General features: G+C 57.5%; 8 protein-coding genes. All 8 read left to right on the top strand.

The window, feature by feature from the left end; all coding sequences use genetic code 11:
- The 8 genes from GVL61_RS22225 (at nucleotide 1) to brxL (ending at nucleotide 17092) form a co-directional block, all read left to right on the top strand.
- Nucleotides 1-1110, top strand: a complete 1110-nt coding sequence (locus tag GVL61_RS22225; RefSeq protein WP_159983058.1) for a DNA repair exonuclease — start codon at nucleotides 1-3, stop codon at nucleotides 1108-1110.
- A complete protein-coding gene (locus tag GVL61_RS22220; protein ID WP_159983056.1) occupies nucleotides 1107-3737 on the top strand; it encodes an ATP-binding protein in 2631 nt (876 codons plus the stop codon). The genes GVL61_RS22225 and GVL61_RS22220 overlap by 4 nt, the downstream gene beginning before the upstream one ends.
- Nucleotides 3738-3880: 143 nt before the next feature.
- Entirely contained in the window at nucleotides 3881-4501 is a 621-nt protein-coding gene (locus GVL61_RS22215; protein ID WP_200844916.1) for a DUF1819 family protein, read from the top strand.
- Nucleotides 4498-5067, top strand: coding sequence for a DUF1788 domain-containing protein (locus tag GVL61_RS22210; RefSeq protein WP_159983054.1), 570 nt, complete (start codon nucleotides 4498-4500; stop codon nucleotides 5065-5067). The genes GVL61_RS22215 and GVL61_RS22210 overlap by 4 nt, the downstream gene beginning before the upstream one ends.
- A 5-nt stretch (nucleotides 5068-5072) precedes the next feature.
- Nucleotides 5073-8711, top strand: coding sequence for a BREX system P-loop protein BrxC (gene brxC / locus GVL61_RS22205; RefSeq protein WP_159983052.1), 3639 nt, complete (start codon nucleotides 5073-5075; stop codon nucleotides 8709-8711).
- Nucleotides 8712-8725: 14 nt separating this feature from the next.
- Nucleotides 8726-12415, top strand: coding sequence for a BREX-1 system adenine-specific DNA-methyltransferase PglX (gene pglX, locus GVL61_RS22200; RefSeq protein WP_159983050.1), 3690 nt, complete (start codon nucleotides 8726-8728; stop codon nucleotides 12413-12415).
- A gap of 2 nt (nucleotides 12416-12417) precedes the next feature.
- Nucleotides 12418-15057, top strand: a complete 2640-nt coding sequence (gene pglZ, locus GVL61_RS22195; RefSeq protein WP_159983048.1) for a BREX-1 system phosphatase PglZ type A — start codon at nucleotides 12418-12420, stop codon at nucleotides 15055-15057.
- 10 nt (nucleotides 15058-15067) lie between these two features.
- A complete protein-coding gene (gene brxL / locus GVL61_RS22190) occupies nucleotides 15068-17092 on the top strand; it encodes a protease Lon-related BREX system protein BrxL (protein ID WP_159983046.1) in 2025 nt (674 codons plus the stop codon).
- Nucleotides 17093-17568 lie beyond the last annotated feature (476 nt).

The raw sequence follows: 17568 nt of genomic DNA, 5'->3' as shown, positions 1-17568 counted from the left end.
ATGCGTTTCCTCCACACCGCTGACTGGCAGCTCGGCAAGCCCTTCGGCCGGTTCGATCCCGAGGTCCGTGCGGCGCTTGGTGAAGCGCGCTTCGATGCCATTGACCGGATCGGCGAGGTCGCCGCCGCCCAGCGGGTGGGGCATGTCATTGTCGCAGGCGATATCTTCGATACCGAGGGCCCCGAAGACCGGGTCATTGTCCAGGCGGTTTCGCGCATGCAGCGCTATCCCTGTCGTTGGTGGCTGCTGCCGGGCAATCACGACTATGCCCGCAACGGCGGACTGTGGGACCGCGTTCGCCGCAAAGCATCGGACAATATCATCCTGCTCACGGACCCGAGCGCACAGGAGATCGAAGCGGGAGTCTGGCTGCTCCCCGCACCGCTCATCCATCGCCACCATCTCGACGATCCGACCGAGCTTTTCGATAGCATGGAAACGCCAGGCGCGAAGCTACGGATCGGCCTTGCCCATGGTTCCATTCGTGATTTCACGGCACGCGGCGAGACCAAGAACCAGATCGCGCCGGATCGGGCGAAGCGGTCCAATCTCGATTATCTGGCGCTGGGCGACTGGCACGGCACGCTCAAGGTCGATCCGAGCACCTGGTATGCTGGAACCCCCGAAACCGATAGCTTCCAGCGCGATGAACCCGGCCATGCGCTCATGGTCGAGCTTGCCCCAGGAGGTGAGCCAAAGGTCGAACCTGTACGCACTGGCCGGTACCAATGGCTGCTCAGGGACTGGATGCTGCAGGACGCCTCCGCCTTCTCGGCGGAATGCGACGTGCTGCTCTCGGCCATCGATCCTGCGTCAACGCTGCTGCGCTTATCGCTTGCGGGCATTACGGGCCTGGCCGACCGCGTCGAGATCTTGTCCCGCCTCGACGATGACCTGCGGCATCGCCTGCGCTTCCTGGATGTCCGGTCGGACGATCTGGTCGGCCGACCGGGCGAGCAAGACTTGGCGGATCTCAAGGTCGAGGGTTTGCTCGGCATAGCGGCAGAGAAGCTTACCGACACCATCAACGCCCGCGGAACTGATGCGATATCGGCGCGGCGTGCAATGGAGCGGCTCTTCGTCGAATATCATCGGGGAGGCCAAGCATGAGCCTGCAACTGCGGCGGATCAGCCTGAACAATTTCCGCAAGTTCCGCGAACCCCTGACGATCGAGGGGTTGGGCGAGGGGCTTAACATCATCATCGAACCCAATGAGAGTGGGAAATCCACGATCCTCGAAGCCCTGCGCGCGGCCTTTTTCGTCCGCCACGCCACGAAGAACCAGCTTGCCCAGAGTTTTGCGCCCTATGGGGAGGCGGTTGCGCCGGAAATCGAAGTCAGTTTCGATATCGGTGCCGACAGCTGGAAGATCGCCAAGCGCTTTCTCAAAAGTCCGCAAGTCGAAGTCACGGGACCGCAGGGGCGAGCGCAGGGCGAGGAAGCCGAAAATAGGCTCCAGGCGCTGCTTGGGTTCGTCAAGGATAGCAGCCAGCGCGGTGACCCGGCCACCTATGGCGCGCTTGGTATGCTTTGGGTTCCGCAGGCGCAGGCGCTCGAGGTGACCGCGCCCGGCAACATCGTGCGCAACAGCATCCAGGCGACGCTGGAGGCGGAGGTGGGGACGATCGTCGGCGGCGCTGCCTATGAGCGGGTCCGCAAGCGGATCGATGAGCAATATGAACTTTACTGGACCCCTGGCGGCAAAGCCCAGTCGAAGGGGCGTTGGCAAGCGGCGCGTGATCGCGACCAGCAGGCGCGGCAAGCCGCTGCAGACGCGACCACACGGCTCGATGCGCTCGAAAAGAGCTTTGGCGATCTGGAAACGGCGCGTGGTCGGCTTAAGGTGCTCGAGCGGGAGCTGGCAGATGAGACCGAGCTAGAACAGCGTGCCGATCTTGTTCAGGCACTCGAGGTCGCCAAGGCTGCGGCGCAGATTCTTGAAACCCGCAAAGCCGAGCACGAGAATTTTTCGACGAACCTCGATCGCCTCGAGGATCTGCACGCTCAGCACGGGGCTGCAAGGGCAGCGCTGATGGCTGCGAGCGCAACTTTTGCCGCAATCACCGCGAATCGCGAACAGCTTACCGGTCAGCTGGAAGCCGGACGAACCAAAGTGACTGAGGCGAAGGCAGCGCTCGACCAGGCACGCAATGATCGCGCCGCAGCCCGTCAGGCGCTTGTAGAGGGGGAGGGGCGTGTCGCCCTACGTCAGCGGCGTGCGGCGATCGCCGACGCGCGCCAGCGGCATACCGAGCTACTCAACCTCGAACAGCAATTGGGCGATGCTCGAATTGACGCGGAACGGCTCATCCCAGCTGAGGCGGTCGCCCGCCTGGAGGCCAATGACCGCGCGATTGCGGAGGCGCGGGCTGGGGTCAATGCCGGTGCCACGTCGATCGAGCTTATTGGTGACATTGCGGACATCACCATAGGTGGTGAGCCACTGACTCCAAATATCCCGCGCACCTTGACCGGCGAGACCCAAATTGCGTTGGGTGGCGGCATCCTCGTCATCCGGCCGCCCGCGACGGCAGCCAGTGCGGAAGCCAGTCTCGCCGCGGTATTTGAGCGACAGGCTCTGGAGCTAGCCGAGTGGGACGTGGTGGACCTCGCAGCAGCGCGGACGCGAAACGACACTGCGCGCGACGCCCAGGGGACCGTCCAACTGCTCGAAAGCAAGATTGCCGGCCTCACGTCGGCACAGCCGCTATTGGATCTCGCGGCAGGTCCGGATGCGCTCAAGCTGTTGGTGGCCAGCCTCGCACCGGATTCCCCCACGCCCGATGATGACGCGATCTCGGTTGATCAACTCACCCGGCGCCTAGAAGAAACGGAAACGGCAGTGGTGCGCGCGGAGACCATGCACGACCAGGCCGTTAAGGATCTGCGTGAAATCGAGGATAAGGACCGCCCGCTTGCCGCCGAGCAGGCAGGCGCCGAGCGTGATCAGACCAATGCGTCGGATCGCGTCGCTCAGATCGAGGGACGGCCCGATTTTACAGGGCTTGCCGACGCCATCGTCAAAGCCAGGGAGGATGCCGCCCAGGCTGCTGTCAAGCTGGCCGAGGCGAAGCGCGACGCCACGGCTCATGATGTGCAGGTGATCAACCGCAAGATCGACACGATCGATAGCCGGGCAAAGGCCGGTCAAACCCGGCGGAGCGACCTCGAAAAGGATATTGCGCGCTTTGAGGCGATCATTGAGAGCGAGGGCGGCAAGGGCCTGGCGAGCGTGGCTGCGGCTGCGGCCGAAGAAGCCGATGCCGCAACGCAGGCGCTGGTGCGGCTCGACGAAGAGGCGGCCACGATCAAATTGCTCAAGGATGTGCTGGACGAGGCGCGCGCCGAGGCAGCCCGGACCTTCGTTGGCCCGGTAGCCCAGCGCGCTCGCGTTCATGTTGAGCGCCTGTTTCCCGGCGCCGAACTCAACTTTGACGCAGAACTCGGCCTGACCTCGGTCACGCGCTCCGGCTTGAGTGAAGTCTGCGGCACGCTTTCAAAGGGAACGCAGGAGCAACTGGCGGTCCTGACCCGTCTCGCCTTTGCCGACATGCTGCTGGAGCAGGGTATGCCGGTGTCGCTCATTCTCGACGATCCGTTGGTCTATTCCGACGATGGCCGGCTCGATTTGATGACGGAAATCCTGGAAGAGGCGTCTCAGCGTATGCAGGTGATCCTGCTCACCTGTCGGGACCGGGCGTTCAGGCATTTGGCCGCAACGAGGGTTCAGCTTTGACCCTTAGTACACTTCGTTGACGATGCCACGTCAAGACCAAACTCCGTAATTTGAAGGCAATCTCACACGCCGCGCGGCGCAGCGAACTGCACCGACTCTCATAAATTTAATCCGTTCAGAATCGGAGCGAATCTGCTAGCAAGTTGAGCATATCGGATTGGGATCAAAAGACGTTGCGTTACAAAGCTGACATCGCTGGGGGCTCCTTAAAGCTTTACGAATCAAGGATCATCGCAGGCCTGTTGCTCGAAAGTGTGTCCGCAGAGAAATGGAAGCAGGCGATCGAAATCGAGAATGTCCTGCAAAAGACATCCCAAGGCACTGCGAAGCGCCAAGCCAGCCTCATACGGACGCGGCTGAAGACAATGACATCCGAGCATTGGCTCTTGGTTCGAGACGGCCCGAAGCCCTTGGCCACCCAAGCCGTATTCGCTGCAGCGATCGCGCACAGCCAATTGCTGAAAGATTTCCTGTCGTTGTATGTTAGCGATCACTTTCGAACTGGCAGCTTGGAGTTAACTCGCCGTCATTGGCGCACTTTCGTAGCCACATGCCGCGAGCGTGATCCTGAAATGCCGGTCTGGACACAATCCACCACGGACAAACTGGGCGACAGCGTTTTCCAGATTTTGGCGGAGGTTGGAATGCTTTCCGACGGTTCGAAGCCATCGCTCCAGCGCGTTCATTACCAGCCTGAAATAATGGCTTATCTCCACGAACATAAATATGACGAGGTCGTCCGCGCGATGCAGGCCTTCATATGACAAGCCTGCAGAGCCGCCTGGATCGGATCCGAGATAGGGTCACGTCCGACGAATTTCTGCACGGGCGTGGCCTTGGTAACGACGTGCCATTTTACGCGTTCGATTATCCGAGCGCGTCGGAGCAGCATGTCAACAATCACATCGAATGGTTGCTCGATGATCTTGGCCGGAAAACCGGACTGAAGGTTGGCGTGGTCAATATGTTCGAGTTAGCCGTCGAGCAACTGAAGAGGCGCGACCTTTATACTAAGGCATTGGCGATGGAGAAAGCCAAGGGAGTTGCCACGTTGCTCGGCGCCCTCAAAGGTCCACTCGAGCCCGGCAAAATGGCTGCGGCATTGTTGGAAAAATTTGGCGGCACACCCCCCGACATGCTGTTCTTGACAGGCGTCGGCCCGGCTTATCCGCTAATTAGGACACATAGCCTTCTCAACAATCTTCAACCTCTGTTGGGCGCCGTTCCTCTGGTGCTATTCTTCCCTGGCCGTTTTAGTGGCCAGAGCCTTCAATTGTTCGGCGATATGCAAGAAACACCGTATTATCGCGCATTTAGATTGGTGGATTGATGCCCATGATTATCGAAAATATTTTCGCCAAAGACATCAATCGCCCCATCAACGGGGTCATTAAGGCTGATCAGCGCGACAAGGCCTACAATGAGCTTGAAGAGTACGTGATCACCAAAGAGGTGGACCGGCATTTGCGTCAGTTCGTAAACGCCTTTCTTCAGGGAATTGATAGCAAGAGCGACGCTGAGGTTTCAGCCCGAATGGGCGTGTGGGTCTCCGGTTTTTTCGGATCAGGCAAATCCCATTTCATCAAGATTTTGTCCTACCTGCTAGCCAACGACCTGGTCGCTGAAGACGGCAAGCCCGATCGCCTGCCCCTCGACTTCTTCATCGAGAAGGCAGCTGGCGATAGCGCCTTTCAGGGCGATCTACGCCGAATGGCAAACGCTCAGACCGAGGTTATACTCTTCAACATTGATAGCAAGGCAGAGCAAAATCATAGCCGAGATGCCATCCTTCAGGTGTTTCTGAAGGTTTTCAACGAGCACCTCGGCTACTGTGGCGATCACCCGGAAGTAGCGCACATGGAGCGCTTTCTGGACGACAAGGGGAAGTTCCAGGCGTTTATCGATGCGCTTGCTGAAGATCATAATCTCGACTGGCGGGCAGAGCGCGATTCCTACCAGTTCTATGGCTCGGAAGTCGCTGCGGCGCTGAGTAAGGTCCTCCATCAGCGGATCGAGGATCCTCAGGGATGGATTGATAACCTCGACAAAGGTCTTGCCCTGACCATCGAAAATTTTGCCAAGTGGGTCAGGCAGTATCTCGACAAATCGGGCGGCGGCAAGCGCTTGGTCTTCCTCGCTGACGAGGTCGGTCAGTTCATCGGTGGCCAATCGCAGCTCATGCTCAATCTCCAGACGATAACGGAAAATCTGGGCACAGTGTGCGATGGTCGTGCCTGGGTTGTGGTTACTTCGCAGGAGGACATTGAGGCGGTCGTCGGCGGCGCTTTCGAAAAGGATCGCAGCAAGGATTTCTCCAAGATTCAGGGTCGATTTACGACCCGCCTCTCGCTGTCTGGAGCAAACGCAGATGAGGTGATCCAGCGACGACTGCTGGAGAAGGCTCCCGCTGCCCAAGATGCACTGAAAACGTTGTTTCGGGAAAAGGGAGATATCCTCCGAAATCAGATCACGTTTCGAGATTCGGGCATAACACTGCGGTCCTTCGCGGACGCAGATGGCTTCATTGAATGCTACCCGTTTGCCCCATACCAATTCCTGCTGGTTCAAAAGATATTCGAAGCCAGTCGCCAATTTGGCGCGACAGGCGGCCACCTTTCGAAGGGTGAACGCTCGATGCTGGATGCGTTCCAGACCGCTGCCAAGGCTATAAAAAGCAAGCCCCTTGGGGCGCTCGTACCTCTTGATGCCTTTTACCCCGCGATTGAAAGCTTTCTTGAAGGCGTTGTCCGCACGGCGATCGGCCGGGTCGAGAACATCGCTGACCGCAGTAATTTTGATGCGCGGGTTTTGAAGACACTTTTCCTCATTCGTTACGTCGAGGAAGTGCCCGCCAATATCGATAATCTGGTCACGTTTTTCGTGGACGAGGTCGACGCTGACAAACGTGCGCTCCGGTCCGAGATCGAGCAAAGTCTGCTTCGGCTCGAGCGGGAAACCTTGATTAGCCGAAATGGTGATCTCTACTTCTTCCTGACGAACGAAGAGCGGGACATCAACAAGGAGATCAAGGATCAGGACTACAGCCAAGCGGACCTCAACCGCCTGCTTGGCGATGTCATTTTCGAAGATGTTCTGCGGGATCGCCGATATCGCCACGCCGCCAACGGCAAGGATTTCGATCTTACCCGGTTGATCGACCTGACCCCCTTCGGGAACCGGGTCGAGGGCAGTTTGGTCCTCTCAGTCTTGACTCCGCTGGCACCGGATTTTGGTACCTTCAATGACGCGCGCTGCATTGAGCTGAGCGTAGATGGCTCCGTTGGTCAGGTCGTGGTCAAGTTGCGTGACGATCAGAAACTGTCAGACGAGATCACCGCTTACATCAAGACAGAGGCCTATCTACGCCTCAAATCCGACGGGTCGCTGCCACAGACAACCAAACGGATTCACGACGACAAACGCCTGGAAAATTCACAACGCCGCAATCGCATCAGCACCTCGCTCACGCAGATGCTGGAAGAGGCGAAGTTTTATGTGCTGGGCAATGAAAAGACCTTTTCCGGCACGCCGAAAGTCGCGGTCGATGCGGCGCTGCGCTACCTTGTCGAGAACAGTTACAACAAGCTGTCCTTCATCCAGCACTCGCCGGCGGATCAGTCGGCAGAACTGCGCCGCGTGCTGGCCGATCCAAGCGGTGAAGAGCTTGATCTACTTGGCGGTAGTCAGAATGCTCGGGCGCTCAAGGAAGTGCTGGAATATGTCGAGCTGCTCAGCGGTCGCAGTCAGTCGGTCAATCTCGGATCTCTGATCACCGAGCGCTTCGCACGGCATCCCTATGGCTGGAAAGAACTCGATACCTTGCTGCTCGTCTGCCGCCTGTTCAAGGCTGGGCAGATTGAATTGCACGCCAACGGTGGCAAACTTCAGGCAGGCGACGTTTTCGCGCAAGTTGACGGATCGACCAAATGGAACAGGGTCAGCCTGTCTCGTCGGAAGACGGTCGATAAGGCAGACATCCAGTCAGTCCGCGTTCTGGCTCGCGACTTGTTTGGCGCCGCTGCGCCAGAAGGCGAAGACGATCTGCATAACTGGCTGCGGGATCGCTTTGCCAAGCAATCTCAGTTCCTGGCGCAATGGTCAGGCTTGGCGGCGACGGGTGCCTATCCCGGTTCGGATGAAATCGCCGACCTGCAGGGCATGCTCAACAAGCTGCTCGCCAACCGCGACAGTTTCGGCTTCCTCGGTCACGCCAAGGCCCACGCGGCCGACCTCGGGGATTATGGTGAGCGATTCCAGCGCCTGGAAACGTTCTACTCGCAGCAAAAGCCGCAATGGGAAGCACTGCGGTCGGCGTTCCGCGACGAGTTTGAGCCCAACGCCTTCTTCCTGAACCGGGACAGTGACGCGGCGGCAGCATTGGCAACAGGGCGCTCGATCCTGAACGATCCGCGCCCTTATGGCCGGATCAAGGAAAGTGCTCCGCTGATTCAGACCCTGCGGGCACGAAACGAAACCGTCATCGCCGAGCGGCGCGCAGAGGCATTGGCCAAGGTTGATCCGCAAATCGAAACGCTGCGGTCCGATCTGGCTGGCATCGGCGTTGATGCTGACTTTTCGAACAAATGCCTCAAGCCGATTCAAGATATCCGCAAACGGATCGAGGTTGAAACCAACACTGGGCAGATCACCAACCTGATCGAGGAAGCGGCCGAAGCAGCCGAGCTTGCGCATTCCGACATCGAGAAAGCGGTCGAAGCCGCGAAGCAGGCCTTTGCAACGCCGCAACCTTCGCCGGAGCCCTCCGTCGTTAAGCAGCTGGGTGCGACACCTTACAATCCTGGCCCCAAGGTCAAGGCGCCGGAGAACTTCAAACCGCGCCGTCAGATTTCGGCCAGGCTGCCCGCCTCCAAGCCCTATCTCGAAACGCGCGAGGATGTTGACGAATATCTGGCCGCGCTGCGCAAGCAGCTTGAAGAGGCCATCGCCAGCAACGCCCGCATCGAAATCCTCTGAAAGTTCTGCTTCCCATGGCTTCCAACCGCAACGTCCTGAAGAAATATGCCCCGCAGGCTCGGCTTGACTTCATTCAGGCCATGACCAACCGCGCGGCCCAGTTCGGCATTACCAAGGCTGGGAGCGCTGCTGGCGAAGTTCAGGGCGATCTTTTCATCCTGAACGGCAAGGCGTTTCCGCGTTCCGTGGCAAACCAGCGCGGGCGGCTGATCGCCCGCATTGCGAGGGACGGCTTTGCGCAGGTGATAGAGGCTGTTGCCTATACCTGGTTCAACCGTTTTCTCGCCATCCGGTATATGGAATTGCACCACTATTTCGATCACGGCTGCCGCGTCCTGTCGCACCCGGCAGGCTATGATGAGCCTGAATTGCTGGAGAAAGCCGCAACGATCAATCTTCCCGGTCTCAACCGTGATGAGATCGTCAATCTGAAGCTTGACGGCACCAAGGACGAGCAGATTTATCGCAGGCTGCTGATCGCCCAGTGCAATGATCTGCACCGCGCCATGCCGTTCCTGTTCGAAAAGATCGATGACGAGACCGAATTGCTGCTGCCGGAAAACCTGCTGCAATCCGACAGCATCGTGCGCAAGCTGGTGAACGAAATCGCCGAGGCCGAATGGCAGGAAATCGAGATCATTGGCTGGCTCTACCAGTTCTACATCTCGGAAAAGAAGGATCAGGTGATCGGCAAGGTGGTGAAGTCGGAAGACATCCCAGCCGCCACCCAGCTTTTCACGCCCAACTGGATCGTGAAATACATGGTCCAGAACAGCCTTGGGGCACAGTGGCTGGCGACCTATCCCGACAGCGGCATTCGTTCGGGCATGGAATACTACATCGCCCCGGCTGAGCAGACGCCAGAGGTGCAGGCACAGATCGATGCCATCACGCCAAAGCAGCTTGATCCTGAAGCCATCACCCTGATCGATCCTGCGGTTGGGTCAGGCCACATTCTGGTCGAAGCCTACGATCTGTTCCGAGCGATCTATCTTGAACGGGGCTACACCAAGCGGGAAGCGGCGCGCGCGATCCTGACGAAGAACCTGTTCGGTCTAGATATCGATGACCGGGCGGCGCAGATGGCGGGGTTTGCCTTGCTGATGAAAGCCTGCGCCGATGATCGCAGCGTCCTCAGCAATCCCCCGGCGCTCAATGTGTTGGCGTTGCAGGACAGCGACGGGCTGGATGCCGAGGCTCTGGCCAAGGCACTATTGCCGCAAGAGCGGTTTGAGATGGTGCCGAGCGGCGATTTGCTGCCTGAAACTCTGGCCCAACCCACCTTGTCGGCCCAGCAACCCACATCGAAAGAGGCCAAGGCGATAAAGGCGCTGGTGACGCTGTTCGATGGGGCCAAGACTTTTGGTTCACTGATCACAGTGCCTGACGAGGTGATGAAGAGCTTGCCAACGCTCGATGCGCTGCTGGCAAAGCCGCTCACGGGCGATCTGCTGCTGCGACAAGCGCAGGAGGAGGCGCAGGGGGCGCTGAAGCCGCTGGTTGAACAGGCTCGTTTTCTGGGTCACCACTATGATTGTGTCGTTGCCAACCCGCCTTACATGGGCGGCAAGGGTATGAATTCGGACCTGAAGGCGTTCGCCGGAAAGCGTTACCCAGACAGCAAGGCTGATCTTTTCGCCGTCTTCATTGAGCGCAATCTGGAATTGGCTGCCGAGCACGGCTCAGTGGCAATGATCACCATGCAAAGCTGGATGTTCCTTTCATCCTACGAGAATCTTCGCCTCAAGCTGCTCGATCATGAGACATTCACCAGCATGGCGCATCTGGGGGCACGAGGATTTGATAGCATTGGCGGTGAAGTCGTTTCCACAACTGCCTTCGCAATCAAAAATGCTCACATGTCTGACTTCAAGGGCGGCTATCTTCGCCTGATCGAGGGCAACTCTGAAGCGGCTAAACAGTCTGATTTCAAGCAAGCCATCGCCAACCCTGACTGTGGTTGGTTTTTCCGTGCCGCAGCGTCTGACTTTGAAAAGATTCCGGGGAGTCCTATCGCTTATTGGGTTGGGGATGAAATTCTTAACGCTTTCGTAAATGGTGAGCCTTTTGAAAGCGTTGCTCCTACACGGAAAGGCATGGTTACCGCAGGTAACCATCTGTACGTTAGGGATTGGTTCGAAGTGTCTATTGAAAAATCGGGGCTCGACCGATGCGTTAGCCGCACTGACGCCAAGTCTTCTGGAAAGAAGTGGTTTTCCTACCTCAAAGGAGGCGGATTTCGGAAGTGGTATGGAAACAAGTTTGATTTAGTAAATTGGGAAAATGACGGCTGGCTTTTGCAAAATACAAGACACCCTACAGAGGATCGGGTCTGGGCAACAAATTTCAATTTGGATTATATTTTTGAGCCCAATGTTAATTGGGGTGCCGTGACTTCATCGGCATTTTCCGCTCGCTTTAGCGATGGTGGTGAACTCTTTGATGCAGGTGGGTCCGGATGTTTTCCAAGCAGTATTTCCCCGAAGCTGATTATTGCCTTTCTGAACTCAAAGGTGGCTGGCATTTTCTTGAGAATTTTAAATCCCACATTGAATTTTCAAGCAGGAAATATCGGTAATTTGCCAATTACGAAGGACTTGGAAAACTTTATAGAAATAGATTCTATAGAATCTATGATCAATTGTTCAAAACGTGACTGGAATTCCGCAGAAACATCATGGGACTTCAGTGTTTTCGAATTGCTTGATGGTCATAATAATAAAACTTTATCTGATAGCTATTTGACGTTGAGCGCCTACTGGCAGGGCCAGACTGGTGAGATGCAACGTCTTGAAGTGGAGAACAATCGCCTCTTCATCGAAGCTTATAGCCTTCAGGATGAAGTTACGCCTGAGGTTCCGCTCTCGGAAATAACTCTGACCTGCAATCCACACTACCGCTACCCAAGTGAGTCGAGTGATGAGAAGCGCGAGGAAAGGCTGAAGTCTGACACGATGCGTGAACTCATCTCCTATGCAGTAGGCTGCATGATGGGGCGGTATTCACTGGCGGAGCCGGGTCTGATCTACGCTCATTCCGGCGGCGTGGGCTTCGATTCTTCGCGCTATAGCTCGTTCCCCGCTGACGATGACGGCATCATCCCCCTTACCGAAGAGCAGTGGTTCGCCGACGACGCTGCCGCCCGGATCGAGGAATTCCTCGGTATCGCATGGCCAGACGCACCGGTCATGGAAACCCTGACCACGCTGATGGACGGTCTCTCCATGGGCAACGCCGGTGAGCCTCGCGCTGCATTGCGGTCGTACCTGTCGAAGCAGTTCTACAAGGACCACCTGCAGACGTACAAGAATCGTCCGATCTACTGGCTGTTCTCGTCGGGCAAGCACAAGGCGTTCGAGGCGCTGGTCTATCTCCACCGTTACAATGAAGGCACGCTGGCGCGGATGCGCACCAACCATGTCACCCCGCTGATGGGCAAATTGCAGCAGCGGATCAGCGATCTGGATGCCGAGATCGCTACCTCATCATCCTCAGCGGAAAAGACCCGCAAGAGCCGGGACAAGGACAAGATTGCCAAGCAGCTGATTGAACTGCGCGCCTTTGACGAAGAACTGCGCCACCTGGCCGATCAGCGCATCGCGCTCGATCTCGATGACGGCGTGAAGGGCAATTACGCCAGGTTCGGCAATCTGCTGGCTTTCAAGGACAAGGTTTGCCCGAAGAAAAAAGGTGAGGACGAGTAAGCGTGGACCTGACCCACATCCACACCCATCTGAAACGCCTGTTTTCCAGCGGCGGCTATGACCATGCGGGCAACCGCATCGTCTGGTGGCAGGATCGCGAAGGCGAATTTGCCGAGGAACTGGATAAGCTCGATCTCGAAAACTGCCATCAGGATGGCGTGGCTCTTGTCCGCCTGGGCGAGGAGTCCACGCTGGCGCTGAAGGTCAGGATGCTGCTGGAAGAGCCCAAGGCGCGCTTCCTGATCTATGAACGCGGTGCGTTGCCGGACCCGGCGCACGACATGCTGCTCGACATCCGCAAATGGGCGGTCCCCTTTGCAGCGGACAAGTCGACGCTGATCCTGCGCGAACTGGGTTTGATCGATGAGCTATCGCTCAAATCCCACATTGCCGATCGCGCCCGCTTCTTTGCCAGCCGCGAACGGATGGAGAAGCTCGTCCGGTTTATCGCGCCGGGCGATGGTGCCTATCAGATCGATCTCAAGATCATGGCGGTGCTGGCCCGCGCGCCGCAGCCGCAGCTCTCGCAGATCCTGCGCATCTTGCTGGCCGAACTCGACCCCCAGAACCTGACGGCCGATAGCAAGACACTGGCCGAATTCCAGCGCTTTGGCGTGGAGCAGGCCTTCTGGGACTTTGTCGCAAAGGAATTCCGCTACGCCGATGAGGCACCTTCTCCGCGCAACCTGTTGCTGCGGTTGTTCGCTACCGATTTCGCACGGCATGTGACGGGCAAAGTTCCAGTATCCCTGACCCATCTTGTTCTGCCCAATGGCGGCGGCTCCAACGCGATCGTGTTCATGGACGGATGGCGCGATTCCAGCAGCCACCAGCGATCATATGATGCCCTATCTGCCGTCGTTGCCGAAGACCTGCGTATCAAAAACCAGCTAACCGGCTTTGCGCTGGCCGATCTGGAAATGGTGCACAGCTTTCTGGACGTCGAGAAGCGATTGGCGTCGCTTCTGGTGCGCGAAGTGCTGGACGCCTCGGAAACGGTCAACGCGGCCCGGATTGCCGATATCGCGCGCAGCCGCCAGAACGCCTATTGGGCCAACGCCGAAAAGCCATCCACGGAAGATGCACCCCGTGCGGCATTGCACAGCGTCTACGATGCGATCAATCATGCCGCCGCGTTTCTGGCGCTCAAGGGTGAAGTGGGCGCGCAGATGCGCAGCAACACCGCCTCCGAAACGTGGAAACTCTATACCGAGCGTCTCTATCGCTTCGACCAACTTTACCGTCTGTTCGGCGAAGCGGCGGACGTGTCTGAAGCCCAGAACTGGGATGTCCTCAAAGACCTGCGCAGCCATATCGAGGATGTGTATGGCAACTGGTATCTGGCCGAACTGGGAAACCTGTGGACCGGCCAGGTAGAGCCGGAATTGCTGCCCGCCTGGCAATTGCCGGACATCATCAATCAGTATGACTTTTATCGCCGCGAGGTGCAGCCGGTTCTCGACGCAGACCCAAGTCGGCGCATGGTCGTGATCATCTCCGACGCATTCCGGTATGAGGCGGCCCAGGAGCTGTTCGCCGCCATGCGCGGAACCGATCGCTATCAGGCGACGATGGATTCGATGCTGGGCGTCCTGCCATCCTATACCGCGCTGGGCATGGCTTCGCTCTTGCCTCACGAGCAATTGGCCTATGCGCCGGACGGCTCAGTTCAGGTTGACGGCAAATCATCGAGTGGGCTGGAGGCGCGTAAGAAGCTGCTCGAGGCAGTGGGCGGCATTGCGATCAAGGCATCCGATCTGATGGAAATGAAGAAGGAGGACGGCAAGGCCTTCTTCAAGCCCTATCGCGTGGTCTACGTCTATCACGATCAGATCGACCAGACCGCCGACAAGGGCAACGAAGAGAAAACCTTCGTCGCCGTGCGGACGACGATTGATGAGATTTCGGCGCTGGTTCGCCGGGCCTTCACCTTCAATTGCAACCGCGCGGTGGTGACCGCCGATCACGGCTTCCTGTTCCAAAGTGCGCCTCCCAGCGATGCGCACAAGAACGCGATCAAGACCCGGCCGGAAGGGGCCGTGATCGCGAAGAAGCGCTATTTGATTGGAACCAGTCTTGGCGACAATGATGGTGCCATCAGTGGCGCAATCGCCGCAACCGCAAAAGCCAATACTGATATGGGGTTCTGGGTTCCTAAGGGGATCAACCGCTTTCATTTTGTGGGCGGAAGCCGTTTTGTCCACGGCGGGGCGATGCCGCAGGAAATCTGCATACCCCTCTTGCGCGTCAACTACGCGCGCGGCGAAGGCAAAGGCCGCGAGAAGACCCGCGTCACCAAGGTCGGGTTGGCCGCGCTGTTTCACAGCACCCGGATCACGACATCCCGCCACCGCTTCACAATCACGCAAACCGAAGCCGCATCCGACCGGGTGCAGCCGGTAACGGCCAGGATCGCTCTGTATGACGGCGATCAGCAAATCTCGAATGCCGAGGTTATCGCCTTCGATTCAACCGCCAAGGACATGAACCTCTGGAAGAAAGAGGTCTGGCTCACGCTGGCCAACCAGTCATTCGACCCACACAAGAAATACCAATTGATCGTTCGCGACACCGAGGATCAACTGGATCTCTTCCCCCCTCATCCCGTCACCATCAGCCTGGCCTTTGAAAATGACTTCTGACCCTCACGCCATGAACGATGTCGATGCACTGCTGGTCCAGCAGTTCGCCGGTAAAGTCGTTCGCAAAGATCTGACCAAGCTGGTCAAGGAAGGGGCGAATGTCCCTACCTATGTTCTCGAATATCTGCTCGGCAGCTATTGCGCGTCCGACGATGAGCAGACGATCCGCGAGGGCCTGGAGACGGTCAAGGGCGTCTTGGCGGAAAACTATGTTCGCCCCGATGAAGCGGAAAAAATCAAATCGAAGATCCGCGAGCGGGGCAGCTACAAGATCATCGACAAGGTCAGTGTTCGCCTGAATGAGAAGCGCGACGTCTATGAGGCCATGCTCACCAATCTCGGCGTCAAGGATGCCGAGATTGACACGCGCTTCGTCAAAGCCAACGAGAAGCTGCTGGCTGGCGGAATCTGGTGCATCATCACCGTTCATTATTTCTTCGAGGAAGGGCAGAAAGGCTCGCCCTTCTCGGTGGCCGATCTAAAGCCAATCCAGATGCCCAACATGGACATGGAAGAGCTGTTCCAGGCCCGGAAGAACTTCACCACGAAACAATGGATTGACGCGCTCACGCGCTCGACCGGCATGGAGCCCACCGTGCTCGATGAGCGCACGCTATGGCACTTGCTGGTTCGTCTGATTCCATTCGTCGAGAATAATTACAACGTCTGCGAACTCGGTCCGCGTGGCACCGGGAAATCATATGTCTATGAAGAGGTAAGCCCGAACAGCATCTTGGTTTCCGGTGGCCAGACCACGGTCGCCAATCTGTTTTATAACATGTCTCGGCGACAGGTCGGGCTAGTCGGTCTCTGGGATGTTGTTGCTTTCGATGAAGTCGCCGGTATCAGCTTCAAAGACCCTGACGGTGTCCAGATCATGAAGGGCTATATGGCGAATGGCTCGTTTGCGAGAGGGCGGGATTCAATTTCCGCGTCCGCCAGCATGGTCTTCGTCGGAAACATCAATCAGTCCGTCGATACCCTGGTAAAGACGAGCCATCTCCTGGCACCGTTTCCGCCGACCATGATCGACAGCGCGTTTTTCGACCGTTTCCACGCCTACATCCCAGGCTGGGAAGTGCCCAAGATGCGACCCGAATTCTTTACCAACCGGTACGGCCTAATCACCGATTACCTCGCTGAGTTTATGCGCGAAATGCGCAAGCGCAGCTTTGCAGACGCAATCGATCGCTTCTTTAAGCTGGGAAACAATCTCAACCAGCGAGATACGATTGCGGTTCGCAAAACGGTCTCCGGCCTGCTCAAGCTACTTTTCCCACATGGCTCATTCGATAAGGAAGATGTCCGTCAGTGCCTTGAATATGCACTGGAAACACGGCGCCGGGTCAAGGAGCAGTTGAAGAAGATTGGCGGCATGGAATTTTATGACGTTCATTTCTCATACATTGATCAGGACACGCTTGAGGAGCGTTTCATCTCTGTGCCCGAGCAAGGTGGCGGGAAGCTTATTTCGGACGGACCTATGAACCCAGGTGTCCTGCATACCATCGGAACCGGCAGTGGGGGGCACTTGGGCTTATACCGTTTAGAAACGCAGATCACCGCTGGCTCTGGAAAGTTCGCTGTCTCTGGGATCGGCTCCAACAGCTCTGCTAGAGAAGCCCTCAAGGTTGGTTTCGATTTTTTTCGGGCGAATATCACCAGAATCAGTAGTGCGGCGAAGGCTGGAGAACATGACTATCATGTCCATCTTGTCGAACTGCAAAACAACGGAGCGACCACGTCGATAACACTCGCTGGGTTCGTCGCCGCCTGTTCTGGAATTCTTCAAAAGCCCCTTCAAGGCCAGCTTGTGGTGCTCGGCGATATGAGTTTGGGGGGAAACATCAAGCCCGTAGAAAATTTGGCTGGCTGCATGCAGCTAGCCTTTGATTGTGGTGCGAAACGGGTACTTCTTCCTATGTCGAGCGTCACTGATATTCCGTCTATCCCGGGAGAGCTCTTCGCCAAGTTCCAGACCTCATTCTATTCTGATCCCGTTGATGCCGTATTTAAGGCACTCGGCGTTGATTAATTTGCCTTCTGTCCTGCATTTTGTATTTGAAGCGAGCTGCCGAATTTAACGCGTGACGGGTGCTCGTTCATAACCGCTATCGGTTGACACATCTGGACAGCTATCGGCACCCCGGCACCTCCGGACGTAGCCAAGATCCTTTAACAGCCGCAGGCTGACAGGTGCCGCGCGACCTTTGGAGCGCGGCGGCGCCGCGATCAGCGGCGCAGCGCGATGCCCGCCTTGGGGGCATCGCGCCGGCAGCGAACAGGGGGAAGGGGACGGCTCGCGCCGCCCCTAGCCTATCATGCAACTTCGTCCGCATCCTCTTCGGCATCGATGCTGTCCATCACTTCGCTATCACCATCCTCGTAACCGTCCGATTGGGACCGCCTGCCTGATAGCGCGATAATCTCTTAAGAGACGGTCATAGCGACGTCGCTAACGACGTCTCTTGATTGGGGATTGCGATGCGGGCGGAGATACTGGGTCAGGAA

Source organism: Novosphingobium sp. 18050, assembly GCF_902706195.1.
Classification (GTDB): domain Bacteria; phylum Pseudomonadota; class Alphaproteobacteria; order Sphingomonadales; family Sphingomonadaceae; genus Novosphingobium.
Note: the sequence above shows the minus strand (reverse complement) of the source record. Positions and strands in the feature narration are given on the sequence as shown.

Bases quoted from the DNA above. Each gene is read 5' to 3' on its own strand.
- GVL61_RS22225 (WP_159983058.1), top strand. From the start codon at position 1: ATGCGTTTCCTCCACACCGCTGACTGGCAGCTCGGCAAGCCCTTCGGC.
- GVL61_RS22220 (WP_159983056.1), top strand. From the start codon at position 1,107: ATGAGCCTGCAACTGCGGCGGATCAGCCTGAACAATTTCCGCAAGTTC.
- GVL61_RS22210 (WP_159983054.1), top strand. From the start codon at position 4,498: ATGACAAGCCTGCAGAGCCGCCTGGATCGGATCCGAGATAGGGTCACG.
- brxC (WP_159983052.1), top strand. From the start codon at position 5,073: ATGATTATCGAAAATATTTTCGCCAAAGACATCAATCGCCCCATCAAC.
- brxL (WP_159983046.1), top strand. From the start codon at position 15,068: ATGAACGATGTCGATGCACTGCTGGTCCAGCAGTTCGCCGGTAAAGTC.
- pglX (WP_159983050.1), top strand. From the start codon at position 8,726: ATGGCTTCCAACCGCAACGTCCTGAAGAAATATGCCCCGCAGGCTCGG.